This window comes from Glutamicibacter sp. NPDC087344, from assembly GCF_044744225.1.
Taxonomy (GTDB): Bacteria; Actinomycetota; Actinomycetes; order Actinomycetales; family Micrococcaceae; genus Glutamicibacter.
Window position 1 is genome coordinate 417,362 of the sequence record NZ_JBIUXY010000001.1, and the last position, 16,494, is coordinate 433,855.

At 59.5% G+C, this 16,494-nt stretch carries 14 protein-coding genes; 6 read left to right on the top strand and 8 right to left on the bottom strand.

What is annotated here, in order from left to right:
• The first annotated feature begins 2 nt into the window (after nt 1-2).
• On the top strand, nt 3-1,508 hold the full coding sequence (hpaE, locus tag ACIOWL_RS01835; protein WP_400380949.1) for a 5-carboxymethyl-2-hydroxymuconate semialdehyde dehydrogenase: 1,506 nt from the start codon (nt 3-5) through the stop codon (nt 1,506-1,508).
• Between the two features lie 33 nt (nt 1,509-1,541).
• Nucleotides 1,542-2,639, top strand: coding sequence for a 3,4-dihydroxyphenylacetate 2,3-dioxygenase (hpaD, locus tag ACIOWL_RS01840; RefSeq protein WP_400380952.1), 1,098 nt, complete (start codon nt 1,542-1,544; stop codon nt 2,637-2,639).
• Nucleotides 2,640-2,750: 111 nt separating this feature from the next.
• Here the strand turns inward: hpaD and ACIOWL_RS01845 are convergent, their stop codons facing one another.
• Nucleotides 2,751-3,044, bottom strand: a complete 294-nt coding sequence (locus tag ACIOWL_RS01845) for an META domain-containing protein (protein ID WP_400380954.1) — start codon at nt 3,042-3,044, stop codon at nt 2,751-2,753.
• A 110-nt stretch (nt 3,045-3,154) separates the two neighbouring features.
• On the opposite strand from ACIOWL_RS01845, the gene ACIOWL_RS01850 reads away from it, so the two are divergent.
• Entirely contained in the window at nt 3,155-3,625 is a 471-nt protein-coding gene (locus tag ACIOWL_RS01850) for an HD domain-containing protein (protein WP_400380956.1), read from the top strand.
• Between the two features lie 120 nt (nt 3,626-3,745).
• Here the strand turns inward: ACIOWL_RS01850 and ACIOWL_RS01855 are convergent, their stop codons facing one another.
• The gene (locus ACIOWL_RS01855; protein ID WP_400380958.1) at nt 3,746-5,065 is read right to left on the bottom strand and encodes an MFS transporter; all 1,320 of its coding nucleotides are present in this window, start codon (nt 5,063-5,065) and stop codon (nt 3,746-3,748) included.
• On the bottom strand, nt 5,062-6,483 hold the full coding sequence (locus tag ACIOWL_RS01860; RefSeq protein ID WP_400380961.1) for a M20 family metallopeptidase: 1,422 nt from the start codon (nt 6,481-6,483) through the stop codon (nt 5,062-5,064). Before ACIOWL_RS01860 ends, ACIOWL_RS01855 begins: the two co-directional genes overlap by 4 nt.
• A 127-nt stretch (nt 6,484-6,610) precedes the next feature.
• On the opposite strand from ACIOWL_RS01860, the gene ACIOWL_RS01865 reads away from it, so the two are divergent.
• On the top strand, nt 6,611-7,507 hold the full coding sequence (locus tag ACIOWL_RS01865) for a LysR family transcriptional regulator (RefSeq protein ID WP_400380963.1): 897 nt from the start codon (nt 6,611-6,613) through the stop codon (nt 7,505-7,507).
• A gap of 325 nt (nt 7,508-7,832) precedes the next feature.
• Here ACIOWL_RS01865 and ACIOWL_RS01870 read toward each other — a convergent pair whose 3' ends face one another.
• Nucleotides 7,833-8,825, bottom strand: coding sequence for an NAD(P)-dependent oxidoreductase (locus ACIOWL_RS01870; RefSeq protein WP_400380966.1), 993 nt, complete (start codon nt 8,823-8,825; stop codon nt 7,833-7,835).
• A gap of 12 nt (nt 8,826-8,837) precedes the next feature.
• Nucleotides 8,838-9,926 (bottom strand): isocitrate/isopropylmalate dehydrogenase family protein, encoded by a 1,089-nt coding sequence (locus ACIOWL_RS01875; RefSeq protein ID WP_400380969.1) that lies wholly within the window; start codon nt 9,924-9,926, stop codon nt 8,838-8,840.
• Nucleotides 9,927-10,141: 215 nt separating this feature from the next.
• Between ACIOWL_RS01875 and ACIOWL_RS01880 the strand changes: the two genes are divergently transcribed.
• A complete protein-coding gene (locus ACIOWL_RS01880; RefSeq protein WP_400380971.1) occupies nt 10,142-10,786 on the top strand; it encodes an IclR family transcriptional regulator in 645 nt (214 codons plus the stop codon).
• A gap of 95 nt (nt 10,787-10,881) precedes the next feature.
• On the opposite strand, the gene ACIOWL_RS01885 is transcribed toward ACIOWL_RS01880, so the two are convergent.
• The 3 genes from ACIOWL_RS01885 to ACIOWL_RS01895 form a co-directional block, all read right to left on the bottom strand.
• Entirely contained in the window at nt 10,882-12,291 is a 1,410-nt protein-coding gene (locus ACIOWL_RS01885; protein ID WP_400380974.1) for a 2-hydroxycarboxylate transporter family protein, read from the bottom strand.
• A 92-nt stretch (nt 12,292-12,383) separates the two neighbouring features.
• Nucleotides 12,384-13,262, bottom strand: a complete 879-nt coding sequence (locus tag ACIOWL_RS01890; protein WP_400380976.1) for a hydroxymethylglutaryl-CoA lyase — start codon at nt 13,260-13,262, stop codon at nt 12,384-12,386.
• Nucleotides 13,259-14,497 (bottom strand): CaiB/BaiF CoA transferase family protein, encoded by a 1,239-nt coding sequence (locus ACIOWL_RS01895; RefSeq protein WP_400380979.1) that lies wholly within the window; start codon nt 14,495-14,497, stop codon nt 13,259-13,261. Before ACIOWL_RS01895 ends, ACIOWL_RS01890 begins: the two co-directional genes overlap by 4 nt.
• Nucleotides 14,498-14,822: 325 nt before the next feature.
• Here ACIOWL_RS01895 and ACIOWL_RS01900 point away from each other — a divergent pair, with 325 nt between their 5' ends.
• Nucleotides 14,823-16,463 (top strand): ABC-F family ATP-binding cassette domain-containing protein, encoded by a 1,641-nt coding sequence (locus ACIOWL_RS01900; protein WP_400380982.1) that lies wholly within the window; start codon nt 14,823-14,825, stop codon nt 16,461-16,463.
• The last annotated feature ends 31 nt before the right edge of the window (nt 16,464-16,494 follow it).

Below are 16,494 nucleotides of genomic sequence, written 5' to 3' on the forward strand. Positions count from 1 at the left end.
CGATGAGCAAGCACTTCGTCCCAGAGAATCTGCCCACCAAAATCCAGCATTACATCAACGGTGAATTTGTTGATTCGATCGGCGGTGAGACCTTCGAGGTCTTGGATCCGGTAACCAACACCGCGTACACCACCGCCGCCGCCGGCCAGAAAGCCGACATCGACAAAGCGGTCGCCGCCGCCACCGAGGCATTCAAAAACGGCCCATGGCCAAAAATGAAAGCACGCGAGCGCGCCAACGTGCTGTACAAGATCGCCGACGCAGTGGTGGCGCAGCAGGACCGCCTGGCAGAGATGGAAACCTTTGACACCGGCCTGCCGATCACCCAGGCCAAGGGCCAGGCTCAGCGCGCCGCGGAGAACTTCCGTTTCTTCGCAGACCTGATTGTCGCCCAGCACGACACCGCGCTGAAGGTTCCAGGCACCCAGCTGAACTACGTGAACCGCAAGCCGATCGGCGTAGCCGGGCTGATCACCCCCTGGAACACCCCGTTCATGCTCGAATCCTGGAAGCTGGCCCCCTCGATCGCCTCGGGTTGCACCGTGGTGCTCAAGCCAGCCGAATTCACCCCGCTCTCCGCCTCCCTGTGGGCCACCATCTTTGAGGAAGCCGGCCTGCCAAAGGGCGTCTTCAACCTGGTCAACGGCATGGGCGAGGACGCCGGCGACGCACTGGTCAAGCACCCGGACGTCCCGCTGATCTCCTTCACCGGCGAATCCTCCACCGGCCAGCTGATCTTCCGCAACTGCGCCGAGAACCTCAAGGGCATGTCCATGGAGCTGGGCGGCAAGTCCCCGGCCATCGTGTTCGACGACGCGGACTTCGACGCGGCCATCGACTCCACCCTGTTCGGCGTGTTCTCGCTGAACGGCGAGCGCTGCACCGCCGGCAGCCGCATCCTGGTCCAGCGCGGCATCTACAACAAGTTCATCGAGGCTTACGCGGCCCGCGCCAAGAACATCAAGGTCGGCGATCCGCACGATCCAACCACCCAGGTCGGCGCGCTGGTCCACCCGGAGCACTACGACAAGGTCATGAGCTACGTGGAAATCGGCAAGTCCGAAGGCCGCCTGCTGGCCGGCGGCGGACGCCCGGAGAACCTGCCCGAAGGCCAGGAAAACGGCTCCTACGTCGCCCCGACCGTATTCGCGGACGTGGCACCGGACGCCCGCATCTTCCAGGAAGAGATCTTCGGCCCGGTGGTCGCCATCACCCCGTTCGATACCGATGAGGAAGCCCTTGAGCTGGCGAACAACACCCGCTACGGTCTGGCCGCCTACGTATGGACCAACGATCTGAAGCGTGCGCACAACTTCGCTCAGTCGGTGGAGGCCGGCATGGTGTGGCTGAACTCGCACAACGTGCGCGACCTGCGCAGCCCGTTCGGCGGCGTGAAGGCTTCGGGCCTGGGCCATGAGGGCGGTTACCGTTCGATCGATTTCTACACCGACCAGCAGGCAGTGCACATCACCCTGGGCGATGTCCACACCCCGAAGTTCGGCGCCTAACCACTAATTTTCTGCTTGCAAAGGAGCAACACAATGAGCAACGAAATCCCTAAGCCAGTCGCACCAGCACCGGATATCCTGCGCTGCGCCTACGCCGAACTGGTGGTCACCGACCTGGCCAAGTCGCGCAACTTCTACGTGGACGTACTGGGCCTGCACGTCTCCTACGAAGACGAGAACCAGATCTACCTGCGTTCATTCGAGGAGTTCATCCACCACAACCTGGTGCTGACCAAGGGTCCGGTGGCCGCGTTGAAGGCCATGGCATTCCGTGTCCGTTCGGCCGAAGAGGTCGACAAGGCCGAGGCCTACTACAAGGAACTGGGTTGCCGCACCGAGCGTCGCTCCGAAGGCTTCGTGAAGGGCATCGGCGACGCCGTGCGTGTGGAGGATCCACTGGGTTTCCCGTACGAGTTCTTCTTCGAGACCACCCACGTCGAGCGCCTGCATATGCGCTACGACCTGTACTCCGCTGGCGAGCTGGTCCGCCTGGACCACTTCAACCAGGTCACCCCGGATGTTCCGCGTGGCCGCAAGTACCTCGAAGACCTGGGTTTCCGGGTCACCGAGGACATCCAGGACGACGAAGGCACCACCTATGCAGCCTGGATGCACCGCAAGGGCACCGTCCACGACACCGCGCTGACCGGTGGCAACGGACCTCGCCTGCACCATGTGGCCTTCTCAACCCATGAGAAGCACAACATCATCCAGATCTGCGACAAGATGGGCGCCCTGCGCATCTCGGATCGCATCGAGCGCGGCCCGGGCCGCCACGGTGTGTCCAACGCGTTCTACCTGTACATCCTGGATCCGGATGACCACCGTATCGAGATCTACACCCAGGACTACTACACCGGGGACCCCGACAACCCCACCATCACCTGGAACGTGCACGACAACCAGCGCCGCGACTGGTGGGGCAACCCGGTTGTGCCTTCGTGGTACACCGAAGCGTCCAAGGTGTTGGACCTGGACGGCAACGTCCAGGAAGTCATCGAACGCACCGACGACTCGGAGCTTGAGGTGACCATTGGCGCCGACGGCTTCTCCTTCACCCGCGCCGGCGACGAAGATGGTTCGTACCACGGCCAGGCCTCGAAGGGCTTCAAGCTGGGCAACCAGCTCTAATCCTTCGCCTACACGTAGCCCTTCCCTGGCTACTGCGTCAAACTGCGGTTCGCCTACCCGGCGGACCGCAGTTTTTTGTGTTGGTTGGGCGCCTCGCAGGTGGCCTGGGAATCAGCGGTGCTGCGGATCGAGCCTGCCGATCTGCACACCGTCGGCGTTGCTGATCACCAGCTGCCCAGGCTCCTCGCGCGCGCTGGCTGCCTGCAACAACCAGGTGTCCACCCCCTGGCAATACATCATGGTGCTGGCCAACGGCCCGAAAACTATCCGCTCGCCCTCCCGGTGCCAGGTTCCCATGAGGCGGTTGCATCCGTCGCTGCCGCTGACGCGGCCGTCCTCCCACAATGCCAATGACGGTTCGCCGGGTTTGTCGGTTCCCCACTGCCCATACGGTATTTGATCCATGACACCGAGACTACTGCCTCCAGCGCTTCGGGCTGGGCGCACTGCGAAAAGTCGGTGCGGCTTGGTAGCGTGAGTCCCAGGAACAGGCATCGGTCGTCACAAGGAGCGCCATGGAAGAGAACATGAACCCCCATCAGGAATCGGAGCTCGAAGCCCTGGCTCGCCGCATCGCCACCGAGGCCCACCGCGGGCAGGTCGACAAACTCGGTGAAGCCTACATCGGGCATCCTGCGCGGGTGGCCGGCCATGCCCGTCGGTTTGGCGGGGATGAGAATGCGGCCGCCGCCGCGTGGCTGCACGACGTCATTGAAGACTGCGACATCACCGGCGACGAACTTGCCGCCAGGGGCATTCCCCACCAGGTGTTGTCGGCGGTCCAGCTCCTGAGCAAACGCCCGGGACAGAGCTTGGAAGAGTACTGCCTGGCGGTGAAGGAAAACCCGCTCGCACTGTTGGTGAAGCGGGCAGATTTGGCTGATAATACCGACCCGGCACGGACCAGCAAGTTATCCCGCCAGACCCGTGAACGTCTGGCGGCCAAATACGCGCGCACCCGGAAGCTGTTGGGGCTCGATAGCTAGCGGCCGCGGCACAACCGACGAATTGGGCACCAACCTCAACATGCAAATGGACAGGCAGGTGCGCCCCGGACTGTCCACCAGATGGGTGGACATCCCAGGGCGCACCTGCCTGCAGACCGGCTACCGCACCGAACGGAAGCGGAAGGCCGAGCCAAGGGCCGTGATGCTCACGACGGCCAGAATTGCCAGGTAGTAGGCCGGGGCGATCGCTTGCCCGGTCATCTCGATGAGGAACGCGCAGATCATCGGGGTGAAACCGCCGAAAACCGCCACCGATGCGTTGTAGCTGAAGGACAGTCCCGTCGCACGGCTGGAGTCGCTGAATACATCAGCCATCACGGAGGGCAGGGCCCCGAAGTACAGTGCTTTCAACAATCCCAAAATCGTCATGACCATCGCCAGCACCAAAAATGTTTTGCCCGCAATCAGCCAGAGGAACAGCGGAATGGTCAGCAACGCGATGGCGATAGCCGCCGGAATCATGATGCGCATGCGCCCGTAGCGATCAGACAAGAGCCCCACCACCGGAGTAGCGAAGGTCAGGATCACACCGGTGATGATCAAGGAAGCGAAGGAGATCGAGGGGCTCATTCCCAGTTGCTTGATGCCAAAGGTCGGCATGTACTGCAGCACAAAGTTCAGGGCCGTGGAGATGGCCAATGCGCCTCCGGCCAGGAGGACCGAGACCTTGTGCGAGCGGAAAATCTCTTTCACCGGTGCGTGGGCTTTCTCGCTAGAACCCGTAGCGTTGTCCTCCGGGATCTGGGGCAATGGCGCTTCGTCAACGTGGCGTCGGATCAACCAGCCGGCCGGACCAACCAGCAACCCGATGAAAAATGGGATTCGCCAGGCCCAGTCGTTCATTTGTTCGGTGGTGAAGATGCTGGTCAGGATCACCACGGTGATGGCCGCCATGAGCGACCCAAGACCTTGGCTGGCGAACTGGAAACTACCCAGAAAACCCTTGCGCCCCTTATCCTGGGCCAGCAAATACGAGGTTGCCGCGCCGAATTCACCGCCGGCAGAGAATCCCTGGATCAGGCGCCCGACGATCAGTCCCAGCGGAGCCAGCAGGCCAATCGATTCATAACTTGGCATCAAGGAGATGATGGCCGTTCCCAAAACCATCAGTCGGATGGTCAGCATCAAGCCCTTCTTCAGGCCCTTGCGGTCGGCGTAGGAGCCCAGCACCAGGCCGCCCAGCGGGCGGATCAGGTAGGAAATCCCGAAGACCGCAAATGCTTGAATGACTTCCACCGCAGGATTGTCGGAAGGGAAAAAATTGTGGCCGATGTAGATGGCCAGTAGGGCATAAATCGACATGTCGTACCACTCAAGGGCATTGCCGATCGTGGCGGCCGCGATGCCCCGCACCGCGGACTGAGGCCGTTTCGATTCCTGGGCCACGACGGTAGCCGGTTGTTGCTGTTCCATGCTCATACCCATGCTTTCTTACTGGCCAGCGTCGCAGCGCGTGGCATATCTTGGCGCGTCCCCAGGTCGTGGAACAGGCCGCACATCATCTTCAGGCCTTCACGAAGCACCGATTCCAGTGCGTGTTCGTTGGGGCCGTGTTGTTGGCATCCCGGATAGGAATGCGGTATCCACAGGGTCGGCAAATCCAACGTGGATTCGAATACCGCGTTCGGGAGCGAGCCACCGATATTCGGCAGGATCACCGGTTGCTGCCCCGTGCTTTCCTGCAAGGATCTGCTCACCCAGCCGACCCAAGGATTGTCCGGCTCGATGCGGCTCGCCTCGAAGCTCTGACCCATGGTGAGTTGAACCATGTGATACCCGGCGTGATCCAGGGCCTTGCGGATGGCTGACTCCATCTTTTGAATATCGGTTCCAACCACGTAGCGCAGCTGCAGCACCGCGCGGGCCTGACCCGGAATGGCGTTCACCGGGACATTCACATCAGCCGAGTTCATGGCCAGCACTTCTAAGGTGTTCCACCCGTACAAACGTTCGGCGGCACTCAGATTCGGGTCCGCCCACTTTGCGTCGAGATCCGGGTCTTGGGCTCCTTGGCCCACGGCGACCGAACGCAGCACCTGCCGCACGGAGGACGGCAATTCATCTGGCAATAACTCGGGCAGCCGAATCCGCCCGTGGCCGTCAACGAGCTCTGAGATGGCGCCGGCCAGCGTGGTGGCTGGGTTGCGCAGGATTCCTCCCCAGTTGCCCGAGTGGTAGCCGCCCGAACGCAACGGCACACTCAGCTCAAAGCTCGCTCCTCCTCGGGCACCGAGAAATATGGTGGGCAGCGTGGCCGCCTGCCGCGGGCCGTCTGATGCGATAAAGACGTCCGCGGCAAGCTCCTGCCGATGGGCGGCGGCATATTCGTGCAACTGCGGTGAGCCGATTTCTTCACCGGATTCAAAAAGGAAGATGACGTTGAATCCCAGGGACCCGCGCTGCGCCAGGAGCAATTCCAGCGCTGTCAGGTTCACCAGATGCTGTCCCTTATTATCGGCCGCGCCGCGTCCATACCACCGGTCCCCCTCAGCCCGCAGGACAAAGGGGTCACGCCCGGCGGCCCATTGATCCGCCTGCCCGTCCACGACATCCGCGTGGCCGTAGCAAAGCACGGTGGTGTAGCTGGGATCTTCAATCCGCGTCGCTCTCAGAAACGAATTGCCAGTGCCTCGCCAATTAAGATCTGCACAGACGCTAAAGCCCATTCCGTCGAATCTTGCCCGTAGATTCCCATCAAGATATGCATCAATAGCAAACCTGTGCGCGGGGCTTCCGCTCACGGTTTCGACCCCTACCAGCTGCGATAGTTCCGTGAATAGCGCGCCGGAGTTGACGAATCTCTCCGCATTTCTCAGTAATTCCTGCCTCAGTTCCACGATTACTCCCGTTTTCAGTTCATGTATCGTAGATCACAGTAGAAGACTGGGAGATCCAAGACCAGTGCCGTTTCGATCATCAGGTTTGAGTTAAAAGCAAACCTTCAACAAGACAGGGATTCTCAGAATGCAGACGCTGCCGACGGGGCTGCGCTATTTCCATGAAGTAGCCACCACCGGATCGATCACCGAAGCCGCCGAATCACAACATGTGTCGCCCTCTGCGATCAGTCGGCAGATCAGTCAGTTAGAACGGCAAATTGGCGCACCGATCTTTCGCCGCCATGCACGCGGAATGGAGCTGACCGACGAAGGGGTTCTCTTGCTGGCCCATACACGTCGCGCGCAAGCCGACGGTGAGCAATTGATGCAGGAGTTGAACGGGATTTCAGCGCGCACCTCACGGGTCATCGAGGTGGTCAGCTCCGAAGGGCTGGCGCTCTCGCTCACCCCGCGAGCGATTGCCGAATTCAGCAAGATTCACCCCGAAATCTCGATTCGCCTGCGCGTTTTACCCTCCAACGAGGCAGCACTTCAGGTGATAGAGGGCAATGCCGACCTCGCTACGGTTTTCGCGCTAGGACCTCAACGCGATGCTGTGGTCGAGTACGCCTGCCCGGCACCGGCTTACGCAGTGGTGAGCACCGATCACCCACTGGCAGGTTCACCAAAACTGTCGCTGGATGAACTCTGCCAATTCCCCCTGTCCATGCCTGACAAGGGAATCACGCAACGAGAGCTTTTTGATATTGCTACAGCCACCGCCGGGCTCTCCCCGCGCATCGCGTTGATCAGCAATCACATCAATCCGGTCCTTGAATACGCTCGGTCAGGTGCGGGAGTCACCCTCTTGAGTCGTTTTGCCCGCCGATACGGGATCAGCCACGATTTGGATTTCATCCCAATCGACAACCCGGTACTTGCCGAACGAACAGCTCAAATCCTCACCATGCCACGGCGCCGCCAACCGGCCTTGGTCACCGCGTTTATCCAGCAAGTCATTGAGGTCATGAAGGAGTACTGAATATTGCCTGGCTGGATCTGAGAAAAACTTGGCCGGCCGCGGCCGCCCAGAAAATACAACAAGTTCGGCCGCACCCTGCAGAAAAAGGATGCGGCCGAACTCAGGTTTTAGATTAGCCAGGAAGCCGCCACCGGCCAACGTCCATCGAGGTCGCCGCCCCGCTTCCACTGCCCTCGCGGATTTCGAATTACCCAACCCCCTGGGCTCACTCACCGATTGGCGGGCGAAGGATTGAGCGGTGGGCAACAAATCGTTCCAGCTCAAAGCCGAGGATTCCCACGGCCCCCTCGTTTCGACGGGTCGTTTCGAAACGCCGGGGTACGAATTAGTTGACGGCCTGGATAACAGGTGGCCGTTTAACTTCGGTGACAACTCCAACCGGGACCTCGCCGCGCACCACCGCATCGATGTTGGACCACACGGTCGCAATGCGCCGCTGAACGTTCTCCCAGCCGACGCCGGCCATATGAGGTGTGCAGATCACCGAGTCCATCGTCAGCAGTTCACTGTTCAGATCCAGTGGTTCATTGGCGAAGACGTCCAATCCAGCTCCGGCGATTTGTCCGCGTTGCAAGGCCTGAATCAGCGCCGTTTCATCTATCACCTCTCCGCGGCCGACATTGACCAGCACTGCGGAGTCCTTCATCATGGCAAGTTCTTCTGTTCCAATGAGCCTGTTGGTCCCCTGGTTCAATGGCATGTTGACACACACCACGTCAGATTCGCGCATCAGATCTTCCAGGGAGACTTCCCGCGCCGAGATCAGTTCTGAGATGGTCAGCGGTATTTGGTTGTGGTCGTAGTAGATCACGTTGGCCCCGAACCCATGGTGAACTATTTTGCCCACCCAGCGACCGATGTTCCCCAATCCAACGATTCCCACGGTTTTTCCATACAACTCCGCATAGGACCCCTCGTCCAGGTCCTGTCGCCATTTTCCTTCGCGAAGTTGCACCGTAGCAGCAGGGATCCGGCGCAGCAGAGACAGTATCAGGGTGACAGCGTGCTCCGCCACGGAGATCGAATGAGTTTTCATTTGCGCTACCGGAATACCCAAGTCATTGAGCACTTCCAGGGACAATTGCCCATACCCCGAACTCATGTATTGGATAAACTTCGCGCGGGTTGCCGCCCGGAATACCGCTTCAGGAATTTCGATACCCGACACAATAAAATCGGCATCCGCGGCCTGCGCGATCTGCTCATCTACACCGGTTCCGGCCGGCAACACCACGAGCTCATAACCATCAGGTGTCGAAGACTTCAGTCCCTCGATGTAGTCCTTCAATGGGTTGATAAACAGTACTTTCCAGCTCATGATTCTTCTCCTTTATACGTGGGATGCGAGGTTTGCTTGCAGTGCTTCGAGCACAGCGTTGGTCATTTCTGCGGTCGTCGCTTCGCCGCCTAAGTCCTTGGGCCGCGGGCCCGTGGCGAGTACTTGCTGCACCGCGTCGTTGATACTTTGCGCCGCGTCATTAAGCGTTTGGTCCCCTCGTTTGTCACCCAACCAGGCAAGCATCATGGATGCCGAAAGGATCATGGCGACGGGATTTGCCGTTCCCGTCCCGGCGATGTCCGGCGCGCTGCCGTGGGACGGCTGGAACACCCCGTGGGTCGAGCTCACGTCGGCGGATGGTGCAACCCCAAGTCCGCCCACCAGACCGGCGGCGATTTCCGAGGTGATGTCGCCAAAGATGTTTTCACTCACGATCACGTCAAAACGCCCCGGGTCGGTGATCATGTACATGCTGCCTGCATCGATGTAGTACTTCGAGCTTTCAATGTCTAAGTTCTCGGCGGCAATTTCATCAAACACCTTCTCCATCAACACATTGCTGCGCAGCGCGTTCGACTTATGCAACAGGGTGACGCGGCCAACGGTGCCACGCTGGCGCCGTGCGCGCGCCTGCGCAAAGGCCTCGCGGAACAGTGTCTGGCACGTTGCCCGGGTGATTGTCATCCGGTCAGTGGCTTGATCATCGCTGGGTTCATGATGGTCATGAAGGCCGGCAAACATCCCCTCGGAGGTTTCGCGGATCACGAGCATGTCAATCTGCTCAGCGCGGACCGCATTGGGGACACCGGCAAAAAGCCGAACCGGCCGAAGACTGGCAAACAACTTGTAGTGCGCTCGCATTTCCACTTGGGCTCCGAGCTCAAGACCCTCTTCGTCGCGGACATCGGGCAGGCCCATGGCCCCGAACAGCACGGCATCACGCGTGCCAATTTCATCCATGTCAGCGGCGGTAATCTTGCGTCCCGTGCGGCGATAGAGCTCGGCCGAAAAATCGTAACTTGTGAACTTCAAATCAAACTCGAAATGGCGCTGACTCGACCGCAAAACGGCGAGCGCGGATTCGATAACCTCAGGGCCGATGCCATCGCCTGGAATCACGGCAATTTCATACTGCGTCATGTTTTCCCACCTTCTCATTATCCCACTCAATGGGAATTGCTTGCTATTTAGTGGGAATAGGTTACCAGTGCCACGCGGCTAGCACCACCCCTGAGTGCACTTTTCCGCCTTAGCTTTTTCGCAAACAATCCCATACAGTAGGAAATGATTATCCTTCGGTGGCAATAGCCTCTTGACATCATCAAGGGGCTTCCTCAAGTCAAAGGCTCCACAACATGTCTGAAACCAGCTCGAATCGTCAGCTTGAACGCATCAGCCTGATACTCGACGCCCTAGAATTTGGCGATGCAACAGCCAGCGAACTGGCACGGCGAACCGGGTTGTCCACCTCAACGGCCCACCGGCTGGCGCTGAGCTTGGTGGACTACGACTTCCTTCGGCGCGAAAGCTCGGGAAATTACAGCCTAGGCCGGCGTTTTGTGCGCAGCCGGTTAGAAATCATTGGCCTGAGCTACCTCACTGAATTACGCGATACGACCGGCGAAACCTCGCAATTGTGGATCCGTAGGGGCGACTCGCGGGTCTGCGTTGCCTCTGTGGACTCGCGGCATGAGCTCAAGGCAACACTTCCCGTCGGTGCGACACTCACCTTGCCCCAAGGATCCAGCGGACGGCTTCTGGCATTCGACCCCGACGCCATAGCGGCCATCGAATCGACTGGATGGGTGGAATCGGTGGGGCTTCGCACCCCAGGGCTAGGATCTGTCAGCGCACCGATCACGCAGAAGGACCATATCGTCGCGGCGATCTGCCTGGCGATGCCGCTTTCGCGATGTGAGGTATCCCCCGGAGCTGATCATGGTCAGCTGGTGGCAAATACCGCTGCTCAGATTTCCGCCGCCTTTTCAGACCAGCGCTAGCCTCCCACGACACGCCAGTTTTAACACAACCAAGCGGTTGGCCTCACGAATTCACTTCGTGAGGCCAACCGCTTGCTTTGGTTCAGTTCAACGAACTATGACACAGACATCAAGGGCACCAGCAACGTTGTCAAAAACAAGACAAAGGCTCCGCCGATTCGGTTGGTCAGTGCGGCAAAGGGCATCAGATGCATGCGCTCAGAGGCGCTGAGCACCGAGACGTCACCCGATCCGCCGGTATCAGCCATCACTAGCCCCGGTGTAATGGCGGCCTCCACGAAATTGAATTTCATAAGCCAGCCAACGGCTCCTGAGCTCAATCCAGCGACCATCACGGTAATCACCACCAAGACGATAAACATTGGGTTGCCTAGCGAGACCAGGACTTCATCGATACTGATGTAGGAAATGCTCACGCCCACCAGCAAGGCCGGCACCATTACAGAGGTGATCAATTCACCCCAGTCGGTGGTGGCTTCCTCCAAGTCTTGTGGAAGCAGCCCGAAGATTTTTAGCGCTGCCACGGCGATGATCATCCAGGCGTAAGGATGCAGGAATTCAAGGTAGGCACCCAGCAGCTCACCTAATACATAAAGGACAGCCGTCAAGGCCAGCCCCTTGCCGAGGGTCATAAAACTGGCAACTGTTCGCTTGGGCGGATTAGCCAGTTCCTTGCCGCGTGCCTTGACTCGCATCAGGTCACCATTGCCGCTGAAACCCACAAATAGCTGCTTGCGTTTGCCCATACCGTTAAGGATTCCGGCAAAAAGAATACAAAAAATGTTCGCCACAACCACCGCCGACATCAGATCCCCCATGAAAGCCGAGGAGTCTTGTCCCGTTTGGGCGCCGTACATTTCGCTCATGGGCACCGCGCCAAGTCCCAGGCCTCCGGCCATGATCGGTGCGGCCACCGTCAACATGGAGTTCCAAAATCCGAATCCCGCGACGGCGCCGATCAAACCGATAACTCCGAAGGTGATCACGATGCAGGAAATCAAAGGGACCGCAAAACGTGGTCCCGCTTTGAGCAACAAGGCTCGGGGCGCGCCGAGAATCGAGCCGGCGATGACTGCCGCGACAAAGAAATCAAGGAATCCGTGGGTGGTGATGAAATCGGTGACCACCGTGATAATCGCCTCGGGCATGACGCCATAGAAGATCAGCACGGCCGGCACGAAGGTGCACAGAACGGTCGGCAGACCGAAGTCTCGTACGATCGGGAAAAGGTTGCCCAACCAGATGAGTAAACCGCCCAACAGCATTGAGACAGCGAATCCGGGCAACATGCCGCTGGGCAAGTTGCCGGTCAGGGCTGCCAGGAGCACCACGGCCGCCATGATCGCAAAGAGCCAGATGGGCATCCCCGCAATACTCAGGTGCCGTGGCGTGGAATGGTGCGCCCCCTTGGGCAGATGCGCTTTTTGGGTGAGCCGGTCAAGGGTCTCGCGCCCGTCATCGCTGGCATTGTCCGGCAGCTGAACTGCTTGACTTGATTTCGACATCGTATTCTCCCGATGTTTGGTGCCCCATGCTGCTATCGGCGTCTTTGCCGGACAGCACTTATAGGACCTCTTACGAATATAGGTCTTCGTGCTTAGTGAATGGGTAGTGCATTGGTCTGGATGGCTGGCGAGCTGTTCACGACGTCCAGCGCCATCGAGGTCGCCTGGGATAGAGCCTCCGGATCGATACCGGTTTCGTGACCTTCACGGTGCAAAAACTCAACCAGGTCGCCGGTTGACAGGTTTCCAGCGGCGCCCGGAGCAAACGGGCACCCACCCAGTCCGCCCAAGGCCGCGTCGAATCGTGTGATGCCGGCTTCGATGGCCAGTTTGACGGTATCCAGTGCTTGGCCTTGGGCATTGTGCAGGTGAAGGTAATAGGTCAGTTCGGGTTCCGCGTCTTGGATGAATGCGACACTGTTCATCACCCGCTCAGGCGACGTCGTCCCAAGGGTGTCGGCCAGCCCGATGTCCCGAATACCAATGGCTTTGAAGGATCTGACCAAAAGCAGCAATTGTTCGCGGGCAATTTCCCCTTCGAACGGGCACGTAAAGGCAGTGGAAATCCCGGCCATGAATTGCGTGTCAGGATGACGGGCAACGTCGGTTGCAAGCGAGGCCAAGATGTTCTGGATTGTTGACCCGGCATTGGCGTTGCTGTGCGCCTGGCTTGCCGATGCGACTATCTGGACTTCTGGCACTCCGGCGGCGACCGCCCGTGAGATCCCTTGGCCGTTGAGCGCCAGCGCCGTACGCCGCACACCGGCCAGCGACGAGGTGCCCTCGACCACCGCTGCGGCGTCTGCCATTTGCGGCACACGCTTGGGGTTGACGAACGACGCGATCTCCAGGCGTTGGATCCCCGCCGCGGCGCTGGCCTGCGCAATCTTCAGCTTGTCAGGGGTAGCCACAACGACCGGTTCATCCTGCAATCCATCACGCAGAAAGACGTCGGTAATCTCGATTTTCATGACTTCACGCCCAGAGTGAGCAGCTGGTCAATTTGCTCGCCGGTGAACCCTGCGAGGTTGCTCAGGACTTCAACGGTGTGTGCACCCAGATCCGGGCCAATCCACTTGACCTCCCCCTGATGCCCCGGAATCTTCGGAACAACCCCGGGAAAACGAATCAGCTCGGGTTCATTCTCGACAACAACCTCATGGGTCTGAATCATTCCGCGGGCAATATAGTGTTCGTCCTGGGCAATAGATGGCGCGTCGTATACCGGGGCCGCGGGAACGCCGGCTGCATCGAGTGCGTCCAGTACCTGAACCAACGGCATGGAGCGGGTGAAGGATTCAATCACTCCGTTGAGTTCTTCCTCCCGGGCGCCACGGCCGGATGTGGTGAGCAACGATTCGTCGCCGGCCAGATCTTCACGCCCAATGGCACTCATCAGTCGGGTAAATACCGAGTTGGAATTTCCACCGATCACAACTTCCAAGTCGTCTTGGCAGATGTAGGAACCCGTGGGAACCACCCCGGGAAGTCGTCCACCGGTCCGTTTTCGCACCAACCCATAGGCGTCGTAATCCGGGACCAACGATTCCAGCAATGAGAACACCCCCTCATAGAGGGCAATATCCACAACGTTCTGCTCTTGATTCTTGCCGCCGCGCGCCTTGTTGAACATCAGCATTAAGGCACCAATGACTCCGTAGAGACCTGCCACGGTGTCTCCCATGGAAGCCGCGGCCCGCCCGGCCGGCCGATCCGGTTCGCCGGTCACATATCGAAGACCCGCGAAAGATTCTGCCGAGCTGCCGAACCCTGCGCGATCCTTGTAGGGCCCGCTTTGTCCGTAGCCCGAGATGCGGACGATCACGAGCTCGGGGTTGAGCGCTGTGAGGTCCTGGGGTCCAAGCCCCCACTTTTCCAAGGTTCCCGGCCGGAAGTTCTCAATGAGCACGTCGGTGCTTTGGATGATATTCCTGATCGCTTGGGCACCCAGTTCGGTGCGCAGGTCGAGTTCAACAGATTTCTTGTTTCGTCCGATCGTTCGAAAGAGCATTGAGGTTTTCCCTCGAGATTTACGCCAATCACGCAGCTCATCACCGATACCCGGGCGCTCAATCTTGATCACCTCCGCGCCAAAGTCCCCAAAAATCCGGGCCGCGAATGGAGCGGCGACAAAATTGCCCAGTTCCAGGACTCGGATTCCCGCCAGTGGGAGATTGTTCTCGCCGATGTTCAGTTCATTGACCATGGAGGCGACCCCTTTTCGTATCATGCTGACCAACACTAAAATTCCTACCCAGTGGGAATTGATTCCCTTTGAGCGGTAAGACTGTAGCAAGTGATCCAAGGCACATCAAGAGGTGGCACTGAAATTTTTGCGAATTCCCCGCCCGAGGCCAAACACCTGCTGCCTGCTGTGCTTCCCCAGGCTTTCCCAGCGAGCAGGCGGCGTGTATCCCCGAGCCTGCCAATCCACATCTGCAGGCGCAGGCCTTGGAGCGAAGATCAAGGCACTGTGCGTTGCGCTGGGGGCAGGTCTCTTCGCGGTACGCCGCACACCTAAACTTGTTTGTATGACTGCAACACTCGTCGCCACCGACCTCACCGGCGGCCACGCCCACCGGACTCTTTTTTCACACCTGAATTTCACCGCCGCTCCCGGTGATGTGTATGGCGTGGTCGGGGTGAACGGCGCGGGCAAAAGTACACTGCTGCGCCTCTTGGCCGGGGTGGACTCGCCCCAAGGCGGCTCGGTATCCACCGCCCCGGATGGCGCATTTGTCGGCTGGCTTCCCCAGGAGCACGAACGGCTTCAGGGTGAAGACATCTCAGCCTATTTAGCTCGACGCACCGGGTGCGCCCAGGCCAGTATCGTCATGGAGTCAACGGCCCAGGACCTTGCCGAATCCAAGCCCGGCGCCGATGACGCATACTCGGCTGCTTTTGATCATTGGATGGCCTCCGGCGCCATGGACTTGGACGATCGAATCCCCCAGACACTGGCCGAGTTGGGTTTCACCCTTTCGCTGGATACCCCCACGGCCTCGCTCTCCGGAGGACAGATGGCGCGCGTTGCCCTGGCGGCGCTGCTGCTCTCTCGCTTTGATGTGGTGCTCCTGGACGAACCGACCAATGATCTGGATCTGGCAGGGCTGGAACGCTTGGAGCAATTTATCGGGCAGCTTCGCGCCCCGGTGGTGATGGTCTCGCACGATCGAGAGTTTCTGGCCCGGTGCACCACCGGCATCATCGAATTGGACCTGGCCCAGCAACAGGTCGCCGTCTATGAAGGCGGCTACGATTCCTATTTGGAAGAACGCGCAATTAACCGCAAACATGCACGTGACGCCTATGACGAGTACGCCGGGAAGAAAGCTGATCTGGTTGCTCGGGCCCGGACCCAACGAGAATGGTCATCACAGGGTGTCCGCAATGCCATGCGCAAAGCACCGGACAATGACAAGGTGCGGCGCCGGGCCAATAGCGAATCCTCTGAAAAACAGGCCGCCAAGGTCCGTCAGATGGAATCGCGGATTGCCCGGATGGATGAGGTCATCGAACCCCGCAAGGAATGGGTGCTGCAATTTTCCATTGCCGAAGCTCCCCGCGGTTCCTCGGTGCTGTGCACCCTGAATCAGGCTGAACTAGACCTGGGAGGCTTTCGGTTCGGACCGGCCAGCGTACAAGTGAATGCCGGGGATCGTATTGGGATTACCGGTCCAAACGGTGCTGGCAAATCCACGCTGCTGAAGCTGCTCCTCGGTCGGATCAGCCCGGATGCCGGCACCGCGACACGAGGCACCTCGGTGATGGTCGGAGAAATTGATCAGGCGCGCAGCCAGCTGCCCGCAGACGCACCATTGGGTGAAGCCTTCGAAGCTGCGCTCCCGGAATATTCCTCGGCCGAGGCGCGCACCTTGCTAGCCAAATTCGGGTTGAAGGCGGAGCAAAGCGCTTCACCGGTGGCCAAGCTCTCCCCCGGCGAGCGCACCCGTGCCTCCATGGCGCTGCTCCAGGCGCGCGGGGTGAACCTTTTGGTACTTGATGAACCCACCAACCATCTCGATCTGCCAGCCATCGAACAACTTGAAGAGGCACTTGAGTCCTATCAGGGCGCGCTGCTGCTGGTGACCCACGACCGGCGGATGATTGACAACGTACGCCTTGACGCCCGCTGGGAGCTGCACGAGGGGCAACTTACCGCAGGCTACTAGGTTCCCTGAGGTCATCAACCGGAGAACTACC